Origin of the sequence: Klebsiella pneumoniae complex sp. WS1778, from assembly GCF_049472055.1 — a bacterium.
Taxonomy (GTDB): domain Bacteria; phylum Pseudomonadota; class Gammaproteobacteria; order Enterobacterales; family Enterobacteriaceae; genus Klebsiella; species Klebsiella quasipneumoniae.
Genome location: NZ_JBKGTJ010000001.1, coordinates 1887444 through 1906273, shown reverse-complemented (window position 1 = coordinate 1906273; position 18830 = coordinate 1887444). Strand labels below are relative to the sequence as shown.

Annotated in this window: 17 protein-coding genes; 12 read left to right on the top strand and 5 right to left on the bottom strand. The window is 59.6% G+C overall.

The annotated features are described in order from the left end of the window. Positions 1 to 358: 358 nt before the first annotated feature. The 3 genes from aegA (at position 359) to ACLEXF_RS09500 (ending at position 4106) form a co-directional block, all read left to right on the top strand. Positions 359 to 2341, top strand: coding sequence for a formate-dependent uric acid utilization protein AegA (gene aegA / locus ACLEXF_RS09510; protein ID WP_407259640.1), 1983 nt, complete (start codon positions 359 to 361; stop codon positions 2339 to 2341). Between the two features lie 58 nt (positions 2342 to 2399). Further along, a complete protein-coding gene (gene nudK, locus ACLEXF_RS09505; RefSeq protein WP_002913754.1) occupies positions 2400 to 2996 on the top strand; it encodes a GDP-mannose pyrophosphatase NudK in 597 nt (198 codons plus the stop codon). Positions 2997 to 3059: 63 nt separating this feature from the next. Then, on the top strand, positions 3060 to 4106 hold the full coding sequence (locus ACLEXF_RS09500; protein ID WP_108433465.1) for a DUF1176 domain-containing protein: 1047 nt from the start codon (positions 3060 to 3062) through the stop codon (positions 4104 to 4106). Here ACLEXF_RS09500 and tkt read toward each other — a convergent pair. Beyond that, positions 4096 to 6090, bottom strand: coding sequence for a transketolase (gene tkt, locus ACLEXF_RS09495; protein WP_407259641.1), 1995 nt, complete (start codon positions 6088 to 6090; stop codon positions 4096 to 4098). The two genes, ACLEXF_RS09500 and tkt, sit on opposite strands and share 11 nt — an antisense overlap. 16 nt (positions 6091 to 6106) lie before the next feature. Beyond that, positions 6107 to 7063, bottom strand: coding sequence for a transaldolase (gene tal / locus ACLEXF_RS09490; RefSeq protein ID WP_004201965.1), 957 nt, complete (start codon positions 7061 to 7063; stop codon positions 6107 to 6109). Positions 7064 to 7357: 294 nt separating this feature from the next. On the opposite strand from tal, the gene maeB reads away from it, so the two are divergent. Next, positions 7358 to 9637 (top strand): NADP-dependent oxaloacetate-decarboxylating malate dehydrogenase, encoded by a 2280-nt coding sequence (gene maeB, locus ACLEXF_RS09485; RefSeq protein ID WP_004201966.1) that lies wholly within the window; start codon positions 7358 to 7360, stop codon positions 9635 to 9637. 53 nt (positions 9638 to 9690) lie between these two features. Here maeB and hemF read toward each other — a convergent pair whose 3' ends face one another. Next, positions 9691 to 10590: an oxygen-dependent coproporphyrinogen oxidase gene (hemF, locus tag ACLEXF_RS09480; protein WP_023318852.1), complete on the bottom strand. Its 900-nt coding sequence runs from the start codon at positions 10588 to 10590 to the stop codon at positions 9691 to 9693. Beyond that, positions 10590 to 11462, bottom strand: a complete 873-nt coding sequence (gene amiA / locus ACLEXF_RS09475) for an N-acetylmuramoyl-L-alanine amidase AmiA (protein WP_004201984.1) — start codon at positions 11460 to 11462, stop codon at positions 10590 to 10592. The genes hemF and amiA overlap by 1 nt, the downstream gene beginning before the upstream one ends. Before the next feature lie 211 nt (positions 11463 to 11673). Here amiA and ACLEXF_RS09470 point away from each other — a divergent pair, with 211 nt between their 5' ends. The 4 genes from ACLEXF_RS09470 (at position 11674) to ACLEXF_RS09455 (ending at position 14166) form a co-directional block, all read left to right on the top strand. Continuing rightward, positions 11674 to 12099, top strand: a complete 426-nt coding sequence (locus ACLEXF_RS09470) for a GNAT family acetyltransferase (protein ID WP_002913637.1) — start codon at positions 11674 to 11676, stop codon at positions 12097 to 12099. Further along, positions 12086 to 12535, top strand: coding sequence for a DUF2919 domain-containing protein (locus tag ACLEXF_RS09465; protein ID WP_114506368.1), 450 nt, complete (start codon positions 12086 to 12088; stop codon positions 12533 to 12535). The genes ACLEXF_RS09470 and ACLEXF_RS09465 overlap by 14 nt, the downstream gene beginning before the upstream one ends. Positions 12536 to 12596: 61 nt before the next feature. Continuing rightward, a complete protein-coding gene (locus tag ACLEXF_RS09460) occupies positions 12597 to 13172 on the top strand; it encodes an RpoE-regulated lipoprotein (RefSeq protein WP_017900454.1) in 576 nt (191 codons plus the stop codon). Between the two features lie 94 nt (positions 13173 to 13266). Then, the gene (locus ACLEXF_RS09455) at positions 13267 to 14166 is read left to right on the top strand and encodes a Dyp-type peroxidase (RefSeq protein WP_160124985.1); all 900 of its coding nucleotides are present in this window, start codon (positions 13267 to 13269) and stop codon (positions 14164 to 14166) included. A 227-nt stretch (positions 14167 to 14393) separates the two neighbouring features. Here the strand turns inward: ACLEXF_RS09455 and ACLEXF_RS09450 are convergent, their stop codons facing one another. Beyond that, complete coding sequence (locus tag ACLEXF_RS09450) at positions 14394 to 14756, bottom strand: endonuclease domain-containing protein (protein WP_072071552.1); 363 nt, start codon at positions 14754 to 14756, stop codon at positions 14394 to 14396. A 200-nt stretch (positions 14757 to 14956) separates the two neighbouring features. Here ACLEXF_RS09450 and cysP point away from each other — a divergent pair, with 200 nt between their 5' ends. Genes cysP through cysA form a run of 4 tightly spaced genes read left to right on the top strand, consistent with a single transcriptional unit; the run spans position 14957 to position 18765 of the window. Continuing rightward, entirely contained in the window at positions 14957 to 15973 is a 1017-nt protein-coding gene (gene cysP, locus ACLEXF_RS09445; protein WP_017900457.1) for a thiosulfate/sulfate ABC transporter substrate-binding protein CysP, read from the top strand. Next, positions 15973 to 16806, top strand: a complete 834-nt coding sequence (cysT, locus tag ACLEXF_RS09440; protein ID WP_002913626.1) for a sulfate/thiosulfate ABC transporter permease CysT — start codon at positions 15973 to 15975, stop codon at positions 16804 to 16806. Before cysP ends, cysT begins: the two co-directional genes overlap by 1 nt. Continuing rightward, a complete protein-coding gene (gene cysW, locus ACLEXF_RS09435) occupies positions 16806 to 17681 on the top strand; it encodes a sulfate/thiosulfate ABC transporter permease CysW (RefSeq protein WP_407259642.1) in 876 nt (291 codons plus the stop codon). Before cysT ends, cysW begins: the two co-directional genes overlap by 1 nt. After that, positions 17671 to 18765 (top strand): sulfate/thiosulfate ABC transporter ATP-binding protein CysA, encoded by a 1095-nt coding sequence (cysA, locus tag ACLEXF_RS09430; protein ID WP_004201991.1) that lies wholly within the window; start codon positions 17671 to 17673, stop codon positions 18763 to 18765. The genes cysW and cysA overlap by 11 nt, the downstream gene beginning before the upstream one ends. Positions 18766 to 18830 lie beyond the last annotated feature (65 nt).

Here is an 18830-nt window from a genome sequence, read left to right as displayed (position 1 = left end):
TGCACATGTTCTTGTTATTGCACAGCCTGTGCCACTTTAGCGCCAGCGCCTCCGGCAATCGTGGAGAAATTAAGGAGATAGTGTAATTTATCATGTTGCTTTTGCCGTATCGTAAAGAAACATCGACCTTTCGTGCCGCCAGGTCGGCCACACCGCTTCGCCCGCCGCACCCGGGGACGCATTATCCCTTGCCGGTGTGAAACCTGATTTCATATAAGTCAAAAAAATTGATCCAAAACGGATTCTTTCCAGAAAAAGGGTATCCTGGGCAAATGAACATTGTTCCGGCCTCGTCTTGTCGGGTAATAAATAGGCATGCGCATTAAGGGGTTATTCACCAATAAGACAAAAGGAAGCCATGAACCACTTTATATTGAGCGATAGCCGAAAATGTATCGGTTGCCAGGCCTGCGAAGTGGCCTGCGTAATGGCGCATAACGAGGAGCAACATGCGCTGACCCCGCAGCGCTTTTTGCCACGTATCACCGTGATTAAAGCAGAGGGGCAGCGTAACGCCATCACCTGCCGCCATTGCGAAGACGCCCCCTGCCTCCGCAGCTGCCCCAACGGCGCCATCGCCCAGACTGGCGACAGCGTTCAGGTCTGTCAGGAGAAATGCATTGGCTGTAAATCCTGCATGGTGGCCTGCCCGTTCGGGGTGATGGAGGTGGTGGTGACGCCGCAGGCCGCAGGCCAGGTGAAAGCCGGCGCGCAGAAATGCGATCTGTGCGCGGGCCGCGAGGCGGGACCGGCCTGTGTGGAAAACTGTCCGGCGCAGGCGCTGACCTTCGCCGACGATGAGACATTGACCACGATGGCCAGGCAGCGGCGTCTGCGTTCGGCCTGCCAGGAGGCGCAGCCGTGGCAGCGCGGCGCGGCCCCCGCCAGACAGCCCGACGCCGGCGAGAAGGTCAGGCAGATGGCGATGACGCCGCCGCGCGGAGAGCCGGATAAGCTGCCGGCGGAGGTGCGCAAGAACCACTTTGAGGAGATCTATCAGCCGTTCAGCCCGACCCAGGCCCGGCAGCAGGCCGCCCGCTGCCTGAAATGTGGAGAACACAGCATCTGTGAATGGACCTGCCCGCTACATAACACTATTCCGCAGTGGGTCGAGCTGGTGAAGGCAGGGGATATCGCCGCCGCGGTCGCCCTGTCCCATCAGACCAACTGTCTGCCGGAGATCACCGGCCGCGTCTGCCCCCAGGACCGGCTGTGTGAGGGCGCCTGCACCCTGCGCGAGGAAAGCGGTGCGGTCACCATCGGCAATATTGAGCGATTTATATCCGACCAGGCGCTGGCCAGCGGCTGGCGTCCGGACCTCTCGCAGATTAAGCCGAACGGTAAACGGGTGGCGATTATCGGCGCCGGGCCGGCCGGTCTGGCCTGCGCCGATGTGCTGGTGCGCCACGGCGTGCAGCCGGTGGTCTTTGACCGTCATCCGGAGATCGGCGGTCTGCTGACCTTCGGCATTCCGGCGTTCAAGCTGGATAAGTCGCTGCTGACCCGGCGGCGGGCGATTTTCAGCGAGATGGGCGTCCGCTTTGAGCTCAACTGCGAGGTGGGGAAAGATATCCCTCTGGCGACGCTGCTGGCCGAGTATGACGCGGTGTTCGTCGGCGCCGGAACCTATCGCTCCATGAAGGCCTGCCTGCCGAATGAAGAGGCCCCCGGGGTCTACGATGCGCTGCCGTTTCTTATCGCCAACACCAAACAGGTGATGGGGCTGGCGGAATCGGCGCAGGAGCCTTATGTCAACACCGCCGGGCTGAACGTGGTGGTGCTGGGGGGCGGCGATACGGCAATGGACTGCGTGCGTACCGCGCTGCGCCATGGCGCCCGCCAGGTGACCTGCGCCTATCGGCGGGATGAAGCCAACATGCCGGGCTCGAAAAAAGAGGTCAAAAACGCCCGCGAAGAGGGAGCGCTTTTTGAGTTTAACGTCCAGCCGGTGACGCTTGAGCTGGACGAGAACGGGCGGGTGAACGGGGTTCGCTTTTTGCGCACCGAGCTGGGTGCTCCGGACGCCGGGGGAAGACGCCGCCCGACGCCGATCCCCGGCAGCGAGTTTGTTATGCCGGCAGATGCGGTGATCATGGCCTTTGGCTTCCACCCGCACCGCATGCCCTGGCTGGAAGCTGCGGGGGTGGCACTGGACAGCCAGGGGCGTATTAAAGCCGGAGTGGAGAGCCGTTACCGTTATCAGACCAGCCAGGAGAAGATTTTTGCCGGCGGCGATGCCGTGCGCGGCGCCGACCTGGTGGTGACGGCGATGGCGGAAGGCCGTCACGCGGCGCAGGGGATCCTTGACTACCTGGGGCTGAAAACGACGCCGCTTCACTGACGACAAACCCGGCTCCGCAGCGTAGTATGAGGGCGTCCTTTTACGCTGTGGGGTCGGTATGTCACTCAATATTCACGTCATTAAAGATAAAATCCTCTCTGAGAACTGGTTCGTACTACGCAACATGACCTATGAGCTGACGCGGGCGGACGGCAGCGTGGTGCGCCACAAGCGCGAGGTCTACGATCGCGGCAATGGCGCCACCGTGCTGCTCTATAACCGCCATAAGCAGACGGTGGTCCTGGTGCGTCAGTTTCGGGTCGCCACCTGGGTCAATGGCAATCATGACGGCATGCTGATTGAAACCTGCGCCGGGCTGCTGGACAACGACGAGCCGGAGGCCTGCATTCGTAAAGAGGCAGTGGAAGAGACCGGCTATGAAGTGGGCGAGGTGCGAAAGCTGTTTGAGCTGTTTATGTCGCCAGGGGGCGTCACCGAAGTGGTGCATTTCTTTATCGCTGAGTACAGCGACGCGCAGCGAACGACCAGCGGCGGCGGGGTGGATGACGAAGCCATCGAGGTGCTGGAGCTGCCCTTTAGCCAGGCGCTGCAGATGGTCGCTGACGGGGAGATCCGCGACGGGAAAGCGGTCATTCTGCTGCAGTATTTGCAAACCTCTGGCCTGATGTCGGGGAACTCTGACAAATCCGATTGAGTCAGCGGCTGCCGTTGTCCAGGATAGGCGCCGTGGTTGGGTTTATCTGGGGTCGGGCGGTTCATGCTTTTTCGCATCATTTTTTTCCTCTTTCTGGCGGTGCTGCCTTGCTCACAGGCATGGTCGGCACCGGCGCAGCAGCGCTTCAACGACTGGCAGGTCACCTGTAATAACCAAAACTTCTGCGTCACCCGCAACGTGGGGCTGCATTATGGTCTGGTGATGACCCTCAGCCGCAGCGCCGGGGCGGCTACTGATGCCAGCCTGCGTATCGAACTGGGCGGCACCGGCAATCCGGTGGCGACGCTCGCGCCGATAGCGCCGCGCCTGCTGCTGGATGGTAAACCGCTGTCCCTGACCGACAAGCGCTGGCGCATTGAAGATAAACTCATTAAAACTGACGACAGCGTGACGATCGATGCGTTCCTCCAGCGGGTACAGGAGGGAAAAAACCTCTCGTTGGCCAACGGCCTGCAGACTATCTCCCTGCAGGGGCTGAAAGCGGCCCTGTTTTTTATCGACGCCCGGCAAAAGCGGGTGGGCAGCGAAACGGCCTGGGTTGGCAAAGGGGAGGAGCCGCCGCTCAGCGTACCGCCGGCGCCGGCGCTGCGCGCGGTGGCGAGCGCAGACATGGCGCAGTCGCCGCTGGGGCGTGATGAGCTCAACGATCTGATGGACTATGGCAATGAGCGGATGAGCAACAGTAACTGCTCCCTCGATCCGTTCCGCCGCGAAATTCGCGTCACTGCCCTGACGGATGACAAAGTGCTGCTGATGACCAGCTGCGAATCCGGGGCGTACAACACCGTCTGGCTGGCCTGGCTGGTCTCCCGCCAGCGCCCGTATGTCGCCCGCCAGGTGCGGCTAACGCTGCCATTTCAGCCGCCGGGCGAGGCGCCGCGGGAGATAGAGCTTATTAACGCCAGCTATGATGACCGCCGCCATGAGCTGGTGACCCTGGACAAGGGGCGCGCGTCTGGCGATTGCGGGATCCAGACCCGCTGGCGTTTTGACGGCCAGCGGTTCAGCCTCTCCCGCTACGCGCAGCAGCCGACGTGCGACAACTGGCAGGGGCCAGACGCCTGGCCCACGCTGTGGATCACCCGTTAAGCACCTGTTCGGCGGTGGCGACGATATGGTCGACCGTAAAGCCAAAGAACGGGAACAGCTGCTCCGCCGGGGCGGATTCACCGTAGCCGGTCATGCCGACAATCTTGCCTTTTAAGCCGACATATTTATACCAGTAGTCCGCTATCCCGGCCTCGACCGCCACCCGGGCGCTGACGTCCGACGGCAGCACCGACTCGCGCCAGGCCTCGTCCTGAGCGTCAAACACATCGGTGGAGGGGAGCGAAACCACTCGCACATTCACCCCGTTGGCCAACAATTTTTCCGCCGCCAGGACGGTGATCTCCACTTCCGAGCCGGTGGCGATGAGGATCAGGTCGGGTTTGCCTCCGGCATCCTTCAGCACGTAGCCGCCCCGGGCGATATCCTGCACCTGTTGCGGGGTGCGCGGCATCTGCGCCAGGTTTTGTCGCGACAGGATCAGCGCCGTCGGTCCGCCCTGACGCGCGATGGCCGCCTGCCAGGCGACAGCGGTCTCCACCTGGTCGCATGGGCGCCAGGTGCTGAAGTTGGGCGTCAGCCGCAGACTGGCCAGCTGTTCCACCGCCTGGTGGGTCGGACCGTCTTCCCCCAGACCGATGGAGTCATGGGTATAGACCATGATCTGCCGGGCCTTCATCAGCGCCGCCATGCGCGCGGCGTTGCGGGCGTATTCCACAAACATCAGGAAGGTCGAGGTATAGGGGATGAATCCCCCGTGTAGGGCGATGCCGTTGGCCACCGCGGTCATGCCGAATTCGCGCACGCCGTAGTGAATATAGTTGCCCGCGGCATCCTCTTTAATCGATGTCGAGCCAGACCATATGGTCAGGTTACTCGGCGCCAGATCCGCCGAACCGCCCAGCAGCTCCGGGAGGTGCGGGCCATACGCGTTCAGCGCGTTCTGCGAGGCTTTCCGGCTGGCGATCTTCGCCGGCTCGGCCTGCAGCTTCGCCACGTAGTCGCGGGCGGTCGCGGCAAAATCCTCCGGCAGGGCGCCATCCATGCGGCGGGTCAGCTCAGCGGCCAGCTCCGGGAACTGCTGCCGGTAGGCGGCGAATTTCTCGTTCCAGTCGTGCTCGGCTTTTTCGCCGCGTGGACGCGCATCCCAGCCCTGATAGATCTCTTTCGGGATCTCAAAGGGGGGATGTTTCCAGCCCAGCTGCTGGCGGGCCAGGGCCACCTCTTTTTCACCCAGCGCCGCGCCGTGCGACTCCTCTGAGCCGGCTTTGTTGGGCGAACCGAAGCCGATGATGGTCCGACAAATGATCAGCGACGGCTTATCTTTCACCGCCTGCGCTTCCGTAATGGCCTGTTTGATGGCCTGCGGATCGTGGCCGTCAATGTCGCCGATCACGTGCCAGTGGTAGGCGCGGAAACGTTCTGCCGTATCATCGGTAAACCAGCCGTAGGTTTTGCCGTCGATGGAGATGCCGTTGTGGTCGTAAAAACCGATCAGCTTGCCCAGTCCGAGCGTGCCTGCCAGCGAACAGGCCTCATGGGAGATCCCCTCCATCAGACAACCATCGCCCATGAAAACCCAGGTGTGATGGTCGATAATCTCATGACCGGGGCGGTTAAACTGCGCCGCCAGGGTGCGTTCGGCGATGGCCATACCGACGGCGTTCGCCAGCCCCTGGCCCAGCGGGCCGGTGGTGGTCTCCACCCCGGGGGTATAGCCATGCTCCGGGTGACCCGGCGTTTTAGAGTGCAGCTGGCGGAACTGCTTCAGCTCTGACAGCGGCAGATCGTAGCCGGACAGGTGCAGCAGACTGTAGAGCAGCATCGACGCGTGGCCGTTGGACAGAATAAAACGGTCGCGGTCCACCCAGCCAGGGTTCTGCGGATTGTGCTTGAGAAAATCGTTCCACAGCACTTCGGCAATGTCTGCCATCCCCATTGGCGCACCGGGGTGGCCGGAATTGGCTTTCTGCACCGCGTCCATGCTCAGGGCGCGGATGGCGTTGGCAAGCTCTCTTCGGGACATAGTTTTCTCCGTGAGACTAAAGTGACAGTTTGGCGGCAAGCAGATCTTCCAGTTTGCGTTGATCGACGGCGAACAGGCGGATACCCTCCGCCAGCTTTTCGACCGCCATCGGATCCTGATTATGTTCCCAGCGGAACTCCGCCTCGCTGAGCGGCACCGGGCGCGGCAGGATCTGGCTGGCAGGGATCAGTTTGCGCACCACCGGGGCGTCGCTGGCCTGCAGCTCTTTTAACAGGGGCGGGGCGATGGTCAGCCGGTCGCAGCCGACCAGGGCAAGGATCTGCTCGGTGCGGCGGAAGCTGGCGCCCATCACGATGGTGTTGTATTTGTGCTGTTTGAAGTAGTCATAGATATTGCGCACGGATTTCACCCCCGGATCTTCCTCAACCACGTAAGGATCCAGCGGTTTGCGCGCCTGATACCAGTCATAAATACGTCCGACGAAAGGGGAGATCAGATAGACCCCGGCTTCGGCGCAGGCCCGGGCCTGGGCGAAGGAAAACAGCAGCGTCAGGTTGCAGTGGATCCCCTCTTTTTCCAGGGTCTCGGCGGCACGGATCCCCTCCCAGGTGGAGGCCAGCTTGATCAGGATCCGTGACTTATCAATGCCCATCTCCTGATACAGCGCCACCAGATGGCGCGCTTTCTCGATGCTCTTCTCCCGGTTGAAGGAGAGCCGGGCGTCTACCTCGGTGGAAACCCGGCCCGGAATGCTTTTGAGGATCTCCGCGCCAAAATTGACCGCCAGCTTATCGCAGGCGTGAGTCACCTGCGCTTCACGGCCGCCTCCTTGCTTTTTCGCCCAGGCGATCGCGTCGTCAATGAGTCCGCTATAGGACGCCAGGCCGGCGGCCTTCAGCAGCAGGGAGGGGTTAGTGGTGGCATCTTCCGGATGGTAGTGGCGGATGGATTCAATGTCGCCGCTGTCGGCGACCACGGTGGTGAACTGCTTGATACTGTCTAGCTGATTCATAGATAAGTCCTCCTGGAACAAGGTGTTACATGAGTGCTTGCCGGTATGCGGTATAAATATTGATGAGGTACATAACCAAAAAGCATAGCAGACGGGGCTATTATTGGCGGCGAATCCGGGTAACATAACCGCTATAAATTGATAACAACCAGATCATAGCGATGGCCAGAGTTTGGCGGTGTTCAAAGTTTATCGCCCCGCCAGGAGGGATACTGTCTGCCACTGAAAGGTGAACGACAGGATGGTCATCACGCTTTTTCCCTACGAACGATACGTGAAAGAAAGGAATATAAAATGGATGAGCAGTTAAAACAGAGCGCCCTCGACTTCCACGAATTTCCGGTTCCCGGAAAAATCCAGGTCTCGCCGACCAAACCTCTCGCCACCCAGCGCGATCTGGCGCTGGCCTACTCGCCGGGCGTCGCGGCCCCCTGTCTGGAAATTGAAAAAGATCCGCTGGCGGCCTACAAATATACCGCCCGCGGCAACCTGGTGGCGGTGGTCTCCAACGGCACCGCGGTGCTGGGACTCGGCAACATCGGCGCGCTGGCCGGCAAGCCGGTGATGGAGGGCAAAGGCGTCCTGTTTAAGAAATTCGCCGGCATCGATGTGTTTGATATCGAAGTCGATGAGCTGGACCCGGATAAATTCATTAACGTCGTCGCCGCCCTCGAGCCGACCTTCGGCGGTATCAACCTCGAAGATATTAAAGCGCCTGAGTGTTTCTACATTGAGCAGCAGCTGCGCGAGCGGATGAATATTCCGGTTTTCCACGACGATCAGCACGGCACGGCGATCATCAGCACCGCGGCGATCCTCAACGGCCTGCGCGTCGTTGAGAAGAATCTGTCCGACGTGCGGATGGTGGTCTCCGGCGCCGGGGCGGCGGCAATTGCCTGCATGAACCTGCTGGTGGCGCTGGGGATGCAAAAGCACAACATCGTGGTCTGCGATTCGAAAGGCGTTATCTATAAGGATCGTGAGCCCAACATGGCGGAAACCAAAGCGGCCTATGCAGTGGAAGACGACGGCAAACGCACCCTCGATGACGTGATCGACGGCGCGGACATTTTCCTCGGCTGCTCCGGTCCGAAAGTGCTGACCCCGGAGATGGTGAAGAAGATGGCGCGCGCGCCGCTGATCCTCGCCCTGGCCAATCCGGAGCCGGAAATTCTGCCGCCGCTGGCGAAGCAGGTCCGCGATGATGCCATCATCTGCACCGGCCGCTCCGACTATCCTAACCAGGTCAACAACGTGCTCTGCTTCCCGTTCATCTTCCGCGGCGCGCTGGACGTCGGCGCGACGGCGATCAACGAAGAGATGAAGCTGGCGGCGGTGCATGCCATTGCCGAGCTGGCCCACGCTGAGCAGAGCGAAGTGGTGGCCTCCGCCTACGGCGATCAGGATTTAAGCTTTGGCCCGGACTACATCATTCCGAAACCGTTCGACCCGCGGCTGATCGTCAAGATCGCCCCCGCGGTGGCGAAGGCGGCGATGGACTCCGGCGTGGCGACGCGCCCGATCGCTGATTTTGACGCCTATATCGAGAAGCTGAGCGAGTTCGTCTATAAGACCAACCTGTTTATGAAGCCTATCTTCTCTCAGGCGCGCAAAGAGCCGAAGCGTGTGGTGCTGGCGGAAGGGGAGGAGACCCGGGTGCTGCACGCCACCCAGGAGCTGGTGTCGCTGGGGCTGGCCAAACCGATTCTGGTGGGCCGCCCAAGCGTGATTGAAATGCGCATCCAGAAGCTGGGCCTGCAGATCAAGGCCGGCGTTGACTTCGAGATCGTCAATAATGAATCCGACCCGCGGTTTAAAGAGTACTGGAGCGAGTACTATCAGCTGATGAAGCGCCGCGGCATTACCCAGGAGCAGGCGCAGCGGGCGGTGATTAGCAACACCACAGTGATTGGCGCCATCATGGTTCACCGTGGCGAAGCGGATGCGATGATCTGCGGGACTATCGGCGAATATCATGACCACTACCGCGTGGTGCAGCCGCTGTTCGGCTATCGCGACGGCGTCAGCACCGCCGGGGCGATGAATGCGCTGCTGCTGCCGAGTGGTAACACTTTTATCGCCGATACCTATGTCAATCACGATCCCTCGCCGGAAGAGCTGGCAGAGATCACCCTGATGGCGGCGGAAAGCGTGCGTCGCTTTGGTATTGAGCCGCGGGTGGCGTTGCTGTCGCACTCCAACTTTGGCTCTGCCGACTGCCCGTCAGCCAGCAAGATGCGTAAAACCCTGGAGCTGGTGAAGGCCCGCGCCCCGGAGCTGATGATCGATGGTGAAATGCATGGCGACGCCGCGCTGGTGGAAAGCATCCGCAACGATCGCATGCCGGACAGCCCGCTGAAAGGGTCGGCCAATATTCTGGTGATGCCGAATATGGAAGCCGCCCGGATCAGCTATAACCTGCTGCGCGTCTCCAGTTCGGAAGGGGTAACCGTCGGGCCGGTGCTGATGGGAGTCGCGAAGCCGGTGCATATTCTGACGCCGATCGCCTCCGTGCGTCGCATCGTGAATATGGTGGCGCTGGCGGTTGTCGAAGCGCAAACCGAACCGCTGTAAACGTCATAAAAAAGCCCCGGTACTCCGGGGCTTTTGGTCTGAATTGGCTTCGTTTAGATCCAAGCTTTCACTTTAATAAACTCGCTCAGCGCCGCTTCGGGGCTGCCGGCCTCCGGCTGGTAATCATATTCCCAGCGTACCAGCGGCGGCATCGACATCAGAATCGATTCCGTCCTACCGCCGGTCTGCAGACCGAACAGGGTGCCGCGGTCCCAGACCAGATTGAACTCGACGTAGCGGCCGCGGCGATAGAGCTGAAAGTGGCGCTCGCGCTCGCCGTACGGCGTGGCTTTCCGGCGTTCGACGATGGGTAAATAGGCGTCAGCATAGCCGTTCCCGACCGCCTGCATAAAGGCGAAGCAGTGGTCAAAATCCGGGGTGTTCAGGTCGTCAAAGAACAGACCGCCGATGCCGCGCTGCTCCTGGCGGTGCTTGAGATAGAAGTACTCATCGCACCATTTTTTATAGCGCGGATAGACTTCCTCGCCGAACGGCAGACACAGATCGCGGGCGGTACGATGCCAGTGGACGGCATCCTCTTCAAAGCCATAGTAAGGGGTTAAATCAAAGCCGCCGCCGAACCACCACACCGGGTCGGCGCCGGGCTTCTCGGCAATAAAGAACCGCACGTTGGCGTGGCTGGTGGGCACATAGGGGTTCAGCGGATGAACCACCAGCGAGACGCCCATGGCTTCAAAGCTGCGTCCGGCCAGCTCCGGGCGGTGGGCCGTGGCGGAGGCAGGCATGGCGTCGCCATGGACGTGGGAGAAGTTGACCCCGGCCTGTTCGAACACATTGCCCTCGCGCAGCACCCGGCTGCGTCCGCCGCCGCCGCCTTCCCGCTGCCAGGCGTCTTCAATAAACGGCGCGCCATCTACGGCGCTCAGCTGCTGACAGAGGCTGTCCTGCAGCTGGAGCAGAAAAGTTTTAACCTGCGCGGCATCGGGTTTCATTAACGTCTCTTCGAATGGGCTTTCTGGTTATCGAACCAGTGGAAATAGCTGATAATGCCGTTGGCAATCGCGGTGGCGATTTTCTGCCGGAAGGCGGTGGTGCCGAGCAGTTTCTCCTCGTTCGGGTTAGTAATGAACGAGGTTTCCACCAGCACGGACGGTATGGACGGCGACTTCAGCACCACGAACGCCGCCTGTTCGGTATTGCGGCTGTGTAGCTTATGCACCGGCTTGATCTTTTTGAGGATATGCGAGCCCAGCGTCAGGCTGTTTTTAATGGTGTCGGTCTGCACCAGATCGAACAGCACCTGCTGCAGCAGATGGTCTTTATCCGTCGCTTTCTTACCGGCGACCTCGTCGGCGCGGTTTTCGCGATCGGAGAGGTATTTCGCCATGGCGCTACTCGCCCCGCGGTTTGACAGGGCGAACACCGAGGCGCCGGCGGCGCTCGGGTTGGTGAAGCCGTCGGCGTGGATCGACATAAACAGATCGGCGCCGTGCTGATGGGCAATCTCCACGCGGTCATACAGCGGGATAAAGGTATCGCCGGTGCGGGTCAAGCGGGCGTCAATGCCGTTGCTGCGCAAGATGCTGCGCACGTTCTTAGCGATCGCCAGCACCACATGCTTCTCTTTCGAGCCATTATGGCCGATAGCCCCGGTGTCGATGCCGCCGTGGCCCGGGTCGAGCATCACAATGCGGCGGGCGCCGGCCTTTTTGGCGGCGGGTTTGCTGTGTCCATTTGATGTTTTCAGTGGCTGCTCTTTTGCGCTGACCTGTGCAGTGACGCCGCTCAGCGTCATGGCAGCCAGCCCGGCTTTCAGCACCTGACGGCGCGAAGCAAGTATTTTTAAGGGTTTAAAAGTGCTCATTCGGCCTGAATTGTAAACAAGTGATGTCCAATGTTATATCGTATCGCGTTTGCCGTTACGACCATTCAAAATAAGAATTGTTTTACTTTTCATTTCAATACATGACAAAGTCATATTATGCCATTTTTTGTCGCTGATTTCGCCTGATATTGGCTATCAGTCATATTCGCGCCATAATCACTGTTTTTAACCGTCAATGGTGGGGAATACCATGGAGATTCGCGTTTTTCGCCAGCAGGATTTCGAAGAGGTTGTGACGCTGTGGGAGCGTTGCGATCTGCTGCGTCCCTGGAACGATCCGGAGATGGATATTGAGCGCAAGCTGAATCACGATGTCAGCCTGTTCCTGGTGGCGGAAGTGAACGGCGAAGTCGTCGGTACGGTGATGGGCGGATATGACGGCCATCGCGGGTCGGCCTACTATCTGGGGGTCCATCCGGAATATCGCGGCCGGGGTATCGCGAACGCGTTGCTCAACCGTCTGGAGAAAAAGCTGATTGCTCGCGGCTGCCCGAAAATCAATATTATGGTCCGCGAGGACAACGACGTGGTGCAGGGGATGTATGAGCGGCTGGGCTATGAGTACGCCGACGTTCTGACCCTGGGCAAACGCCTGATTGAAGATGAAGAATACTGAGTTTATCCCCGCCGATTTTGATGCCCATGGCCGTCTGCGCCTGCCTTTTCTTTTCTGGTGCGTACTGTTGTTACAGGCCCGCACGTGGGTGCTGTTCTTGATGGCCGGCGCGTCGCGCCAGCAGGGCGACGCGATTCTGAATCTGTTCTATCCCGATCACGACCGCTTCTGGCTCGGTTTACTTCCCGGCGTGCCGGCGGTGCTGGCCTTTCTGCTTAGCGGCTATCGTCAGCGCCTGCCGCGCCTGTGGCGGGCGATGCGCTGGCTGCTGGTGCTATCGCAAGTGCTGCTGTTGTTCTGGCAGCCGATGCTATGGCTGAGCGGCGAATCGCCCTCATCGCTGACCATTGCGCTGCTGGTCGCGGATGGCTATGCCCTGTGGTGGCTGGCAACCAGCCGTCGCCTCGGCGCCTGTTTTCGCCAGACTAGCTTTTAATGGCACTTTTTGCCGATCGTGAACTCCAACATGCGTTGAATGACTCAGAAAGGATTGTGAAATGAAATCGCTACGTGTAATGCTCTGCGCGCTTCCGCTGGCGCTCACCGGCTGCTCAACGATGAGCGCGGTCAACTGGTCGGCGGCCTATCCGTGGAACTGGTTTGGTTCTTCCACCGAGGTGACCGAGCAGGGGGTGGGTAAACTGACGGCGTCCACGCCGCTCAACGAACAGGCCATTAGCGATGCCCTGGGGGGCGACTATCGTTTGCGCAGCGGAATGAAGACCGATAAGGGCAATATCGTCCACTACTTTGAAGCGCTGAAAGACAACAGTGTGGCGCTGACCATCAATGGCGACAACGGCGCCATCAGCCGGATTGACGTGCGTGATGCCGAAATCAAAACCGCCAGCGGCGTGAAAATCGGCACACCGTTCAGCGATCTGTACAGCAAAGCCTTCGGCAACTGCCAGAAAGGCAGCAATGACAACGGGGCGGTCGTCGAGTGTCAGGCCGAGGGGAGCCAGCATATCAGTTACGCCTTCACCGGCCACTGGAGCGGCCCGGACGAACTGATGCCCTCCGATGATACGCTGAAAAACTGGAAGGTCAGCAAAATTATCTGGCGTCGCTAAATTGATCTGAAGAGACACGACGGCCCTGAAAAACGGTTACAATGGCGCGTTAGCAACGCGACAGCGTTGTGGTTGCATCATTTCAGGAGGAGCGATGTCTCAGGTTCAGAGCGGCATTTTGCCGGAACATTGCCGCGCGGCGATTTGGATTGAAGCCAATGTCAAAGGGGACGTTAACGCCCTGCGCGAAGCGAGCAAAATTTTTGTCGATAAAGTGGCCACCTTTCAGGCTAAATTCCCTGACGCCAAACTCGGTGCCGTGGTGGCGTTCGGCAATAACGTCTGGCGTCAGCTGAGCGGCGGCGAAGGGGCGGAAGAGTTAAAAGATTTTCCGGTCTACGGCAAAGGGCTGGCGCCGTCCACCCAGTATGACCTGCTGATTCATATTTTATCCGCCCGCCATGAAGTGAACTTCTCGGTAGCGCAGGCCGCGCTGGCCGCCTTTAGCGACGCTATCGAGGTGAAAGAAGAGATCCACGGCTTCCGCTGGGTGGAAGAGCGTGACCTCAGCGGCTTCGTCGACGGCACCGAAAACCCGGCGGGGGAAGAAACCCGTCGTGAAGTGGCGGTGATCAAAGACGGCGTGGACGCGGGCGGCAGCTACGTGTTCGTCCAGCGCTGGGAGCATAATCTCAAACAGCTGAACCGCATGAGCGTGCCGGATCAGGAGATGATGATCGGCCGCACCAAGGAAGCCAATGAAGAGATCGATGGCGACGAACGTCCGGTCACGTCGCACCTGAGCCGCGTTGACTTAAAAGAAGATGGCAAAGGGCTGAAAATTGTTCGCCAGAGCCTGCCGTATGGCACCGCCAGCGGTACCCATGGCCTCTATTTTTGCGCTTACTGCGCGCGTCTGTACAACATCGAGCAGCAGCTGCTGAGCATGTTCGGCGATACCGACGGCAAACGCGACGCGATGCTGCGCTTCACCAAACCAGTGACCGGCGGCTATTACTTCGCGCCCTCCCTGGAGCGTATTCAGGCGCTGTAATTTGTCCCCTCACCCTAACCCTCTCCCCAAAGGGGAGAGGGGACGGTACGGTGCGGTTATGGAATCTGCGTGTGGACTCTCTTTCTCCCTCTCCCTGAGGGAGAGGGGACGGTTCGGTGCGGTTATGGAATCTGCGTGTGGACTCTCTTTCTCCCTCTCGTTGAGGGAGAGGGAACCGTTCGGTGCGGTTATGGAATCTGCGTGCGGACTCTCTTTCTCCCTCTCCCTCAGGGAGAGGGGCGGGGTGAGGGCATTGGCGACTCAAGCGCTTCAAGTATCCTCTCCATCACCGCCTCTTCATACTCTTCAAACTCATTATTCCAGAAGCGTAAAACCCGCCATCCCTGACTCTGTAGCCAGCGGGTACGGCGAACATCGTAGACGCGTCTCTGATCGTGTTGACCGCCGTCAAGTTCAATCGCCAGCCGTGTTGCGCAGCAGGCAAAATCGAGAATATAGGGGCCAACGGGATGCTGGCGGCGAAACTTATAGCAAGCAAAACGGCGGTTGCGCAGTAAGTACCATAGTCGACGTTCTGTTGGCGTTAAGCTACGTCTGAGCTGACGAGCAAATATCTGTGTGTTTTTCATATAAACACAGTGCGCGCCTGGCTGCCGTTTGTCACAATGACACGTCTAACCTGCGAGCAGCTTTCAGCTAAGCTTTGCCAGGTGCTTATTCCCTTTTCGACTTCCAAATCGCCAAACGGTATATAAAACCGTTACTCCTTTCGTACCCGTTATAAATATGATGATCATCAGTAAATGATCATTTTTGATAAGGGTGCGCAATGGCCGTTAAATCACTGAAAAAAGGATATCTGGCGCTGGCGGCTTCCCTGCTGCTGGTGGCGCAGGCGCAGGCGACGGAGCTGCTGAACAGCTCCTATGATGTCTCCCGCGAGCTGTTTGCCGCCCTTAACCCGCCTTTTGAGCAGCAGTGGGCGAAGGACAATGGTGGAGACAAGCTGACCATCAAGCAGTCGCACGCCGGTTCTTCCAAGCAGGCGCTGGCGATCCTGCAGGGCCTGAAGGCGGACGTGGTGACCTACAACCAGGTGACGGACGTGCAGATCCTGCATGACAAAGGCAACCTGATCCCGGCCGACTGGCAAAGCCGCCTGCCAAACAACAGCTCGCCGTTCTATTCGACGATGGGCTTCCTGGTGCGCAAAGGCAACCCGAAAAACATTCATGACTGGAACGACCTGGTCCGCTCTGACGTTAAGCTGATCTTCCCGAACCCGAAAACCTCGGGCAACGCGCGGTACACCTACCTGGCGGCCTGGGGCGCGGCGGATAAAGCCGACGGTGGCGATAAAGCCAAAACCGAACAGTTTATGACCCAGTTCCTGAAGAACGTCGAAGTCTTCGACACCGGCGGACGCGGGGCGACCACTACCTTCGCCGAGCGCGGCCTGGGCGATGTGCTGATCAGTTTCGAGTCGGAAGTGAACAATATTCGCAAGCAGTATGAGGCGCAGGGATTTGAAGTGGTGATCCCGAAAACCAACATTCTGGCGGAGTTCCCGGTGGCCTGGGTGGATAAAAACGTCAAAGCCAACGGCACGGAAAAGGCGGCGAAAGCCTATCTGAACTGGCTCTACAGCCCGCAGGCGCAGACCATCATTACCGACTACTACTATCGGGTAAACAACCCGAAAGTGATGGATTCGCTGAAGGATAAATTCCCGCAGACCGAACTGTTCCGCGTGGAGGACAAGTTTGGCTCCTGGCCTGAGGTGATGAAAACCCACTTCGCCAGCGGCGGCGAACTGGACAAACTGCTGGCGGCGGGGCGTAAGTAATGTTTGCTGTGTCGTCCAAGCGCGTGCTGCCGGGCTTTACCCTGAGCCTCGGCACCAGCCTGCTGTTTGTCTGTCTGATTTTGTTATTACCGCTCAGCGCGCTGGTGATGCAGCTGGCGCAGATGAGCTGGGCGCAGTACTGGGATGTGATCACCAACCCGCAGGTGGTGGCGGCCTATAAGGTGACCCTGCTGTCGGCGTTCGTGGCCTCGATTTTTAACGGCGTCTTCGGTCTGCTGATGGCGTGGATCCTTACCCGCTATCGTTTTCCGGGCCGCACGCTGCTGGATGCCTTAATGGACCTGCCGTTTGCGCTGCCGACAGCGGTAGCCGGCCTGACCCTGGCCTCGCTGTTTTCGGTAAACGGCATTTACGGGGAATGGCTGGCGAAGTTCGATATTAAAGTGACCTATACCTGGCTCGGTATCGCCGTGGCGATGGCTTTCACCAGCATCCCGTTCGTGGTGCGTACCGTGCAGCCGGTGCTGGAAGAGCTGGGACCGGAATATGAAGAGGCAGCGGAAACGCTGGGCGCCACGCGCTGGCAGAGTTTCCGCAAGGTGGTCCTGCCGGAGCTGTCGCCGGCGCTGCTGGCGGGCATCGCTCTGTCGTTTACCCGCAGCCTCGGCGAATTCGGCGCGGTGATTTTTATCGCCGGCAACATCGCGTGGAAGACGGAAGTGACGTCGCTGATGATCTTTATTCGTCTGCAGGAGTTTGACTATCCGGCGGCGAGCGCCATCGCCTCAGTGATCCTGGCCGCCTCGCTGCTGCTGTTGTTTTCCATCAATACCCTGCAGAGTCGCTTTGGTCGACGCGTGGTAGGTCACTAATGGCGGAAGTTACTCAATTGAAACGCTACGACGCGCCCCGCATCAACTGGGGCAAATGGTTTCTGATTGGCGTCGGGATGCTGGTTTCCGCCTTCATCCTTGTGGTGCCGATGCTCTACATCTTCATTCAGGCCTTCAGCAAAGGGTTAATGCCGGTGCTGGAAAACCTGGCGAACCCGGACATGCTGCACGCCATCTGGCTGACGGTGATGATCGCCTTGATTACCGTGCCGGTGAATCTGGTGTTCGGGACCTTGCTGGCCTGGCTGGTCACACGCTTTACGTTCCCGGGACGCCAGCTGCTGTTGACGATGCTGGATATCCCGTTCGCCGTCTCGCCAGTGGTCGCGGGTCTGGTTTATCTGCTGTTCTACGGCTCTAACGGTCCGCTGGGCGGCTGGCTTGATGCACATAATCTGCAAATCATGTTCGCCTGGCCGGGCATGGTGCTGGCGACGATCTTTGTCACCTGTCCGTTTGTGGTGCGTGAGCTGGTGCCGGTGATGATGAGTCAGGGCAGCCATGAAGATGAGGCGGCGGTATTGCTGGGGGCTTCCGGATGGCAGATGTTCCGCCGGGTGACGTTGCCCAATATTCGCTGGGCGCTGCTGTACGGCGTGGTGTTGACCAACGCCCGCGCCATCGGCGAATTCGGCGCGGTGTCGGTGGTCTCCGGTTCGATCCGCGGAGAAACGCTGTCGCTGCCGCTGCAAATTGAATTACTGGAGCAGGATTACAACACCGTCGGCTCGTTTACCGCCGCGGCCCTGCTGACGTTAATGGCTATTCTGACCCTGTTTTTAAAGAGTATGTTGCAATGGCGTCTGGCCAACCAGGAAAAACGCGCGCAACAGGAGGGAAATTATGAGCATTGAGATTGCCAATATTAAGAAATCGTTTGGTCGCACCCAGGTGCTGAATGATATCTCGCTGGATATCCCTTCCGGACAAATGGTCGCGCTGCTGGGGCCTTCCGGCTCCGGGAAAACTACCCTGCTGCGGATTATCGCCGGGCTGGAGCATCAGACCAGCGGTCATATCCGCTTCCACGGCACCGACGTCAGCCGGATGCACGCCCGCGACCGTAAAGTGGGCTTCGTCTTCCAGCACTATGCGCTGTTCCGCCATATGACGGTGTTCGATAACATCGCTTTTGGCCTGACCGTGCTGCCGCGCCGTGAACGACCCAATGCGGCGGCGATTAAAGCCAAAGTGACCAAACTGCTGGAGATGGTGCAGCTGGCTCACCTGGCGGATCGCTATCCGGCGCAGCTGTCCGGTGGTCAGAAGCAGCGCGTGGCGCTGGCGCGCGCCCTGGCGGTAGAGCCGCAAATTCTGCTGCTGGATGAACCTTTCGGCGCGCTGGATGCGCAGGTGCGTAAAGAGCTGCGCCGCTGGCTGCGTCAGCTGCATGAAGAGCTAAAATTTACCAGCGTGTTCGTCACCCACGATCAGGAAGAGGCGATGGAAGTTGCCGACCGGGTGGTGGTGATGAGCCAGGGCAACATCGAACAAGCCGATGCGCCTGAACGCGTGTGGCGTGAGCCGTCCACCCGCTTCGTGCTGGAGTTCATGGGGGAAGTGAATCGTCTGCAGGGGGTTATCCGCGGCGGACAGTTCCACGTTGGCGCCCACCGCTGGCCGTTAGGCTATACCCCGGCATACCAGGGGCCGGTGGATCTGTTCCTGCGTCCGTGGGAAGTGGACATCAGCCGCCGAACCAGCCTGGATTCGCCGCTGCCGGTGCAGGTCCTGGAGGCCAGTCCGAAAGGACACTACACCCAATTAGTCGTCCAGCCTCTGGGGTGGTATGACGAACCGCTGAGCGTGGTGTTAACGGGCGATGAGGCGCCGTCCCGCGGCGAACGGCTGTTCGTCGGGCTGCAAAATGCGCGCCTGTACAACGGTACCGAGCGTATCGAGCCGCGCGGCGAGCTTGCTCTGGCGCAGTCGGCCTGATAGCTTAAATCCATGTGCTTTTGCCGGGTGAGGCTGTGCTTACCCGGTCTGAAATTATCACGCGT

Excerpts from the sequence above, each read along its gene's own strand:
- cysP (WP_017900457.1), top strand. The coding sequence starts at position 14,957 with ATGGCCGTTAAATCACTGAAAAAAGGATATCTGGCGCTGGCGGCTTCC.
- cysT (WP_002913626.1), top strand. The coding sequence starts at position 15,973 with ATGTTTGCTGTGTCGTCCAAGCGCGTGCTGCCGGGCTTTACCCTGAGC.
- ACLEXF_RS09470 (WP_002913637.1), top strand. The coding sequence starts at position 11,674 with ATGGAGATTCGCGTTTTTCGCCAGCAGGATTTCGAAGAGGTTGTGACG.
- ACLEXF_RS09455 (WP_160124985.1), top strand. The coding sequence starts at position 13,267 with ATGTCTCAGGTTCAGAGCGGCATTTTGCCGGAACATTGCCGCGCGGCG.
- tkt (WP_407259641.1), bottom strand. The coding sequence starts at position 6,090 with ATGTCCCGAAGAGAGCTTGCCAACGCCATCCGCGCCCTGAGCATGGAC.
- amiA (WP_004201984.1), bottom strand. The coding sequence starts at position 11,462 with ATGAGCACTTTTAAACCCTTAAAAATACTTGCTTCGCGCCGTCAGGTG.
- ACLEXF_RS09500 (WP_108433465.1), top strand. The coding sequence starts at position 3,060 with ATGCTTTTTCGCATCATTTTTTTCCTCTTTCTGGCGGTGCTGCCTTGC.
- maeB (WP_004201966.1), top strand. The coding sequence starts at position 7,358 with ATGGATGAGCAGTTAAAACAGAGCGCCCTCGACTTCCACGAATTTCCG.
- nudK (WP_002913754.1), top strand. The coding sequence starts at position 2,400 with ATGTCACTCAATATTCACGTCATTAAAGATAAAATCCTCTCTGAGAAC.
- cysW (WP_407259642.1), top strand. The coding sequence starts at position 16,806 with ATGGCGGAAGTTACTCAATTGAAACGCTACGACGCGCCCCGCATCAAC.
- ACLEXF_RS09460 (WP_017900454.1), top strand. The coding sequence starts at position 12,597 with ATGAAATCGCTACGTGTAATGCTCTGCGCGCTTCCGCTGGCGCTCACC.
- aegA (WP_407259640.1), top strand. The coding sequence starts at position 359 with ATGAACCACTTTATATTGAGCGATAGCCGAAAATGTATCGGTTGCCAG.
- hemF (WP_023318852.1), bottom strand. The coding sequence starts at position 10,590 with ATGAAACCCGATGCCGCGCAGGTTAAAACTTTTCTGCTCCAGCTGCAG.
- tal (WP_004201965.1), bottom strand. The coding sequence starts at position 7,063 with ATGAATCAGCTAGACAGTATCAAGCAGTTCACCACCGTGGTCGCCGAC.
- ACLEXF_RS09465 (WP_114506368.1), top strand. The coding sequence starts at position 12,086 with ATGAAGAATACTGAGTTTATCCCCGCCGATTTTGATGCCCATGGCCGT.
- ACLEXF_RS09450 (WP_072071552.1), bottom strand. The coding sequence starts at position 14,756 with ATGAAAAACACACAGATATTTGCTCGTCAGCTCAGACGTAGCTTAACG.
- cysA (WP_004201991.1), top strand. The coding sequence starts at position 17,671 with ATGAGCATTGAGATTGCCAATATTAAGAAATCGTTTGGTCGCACCCAG.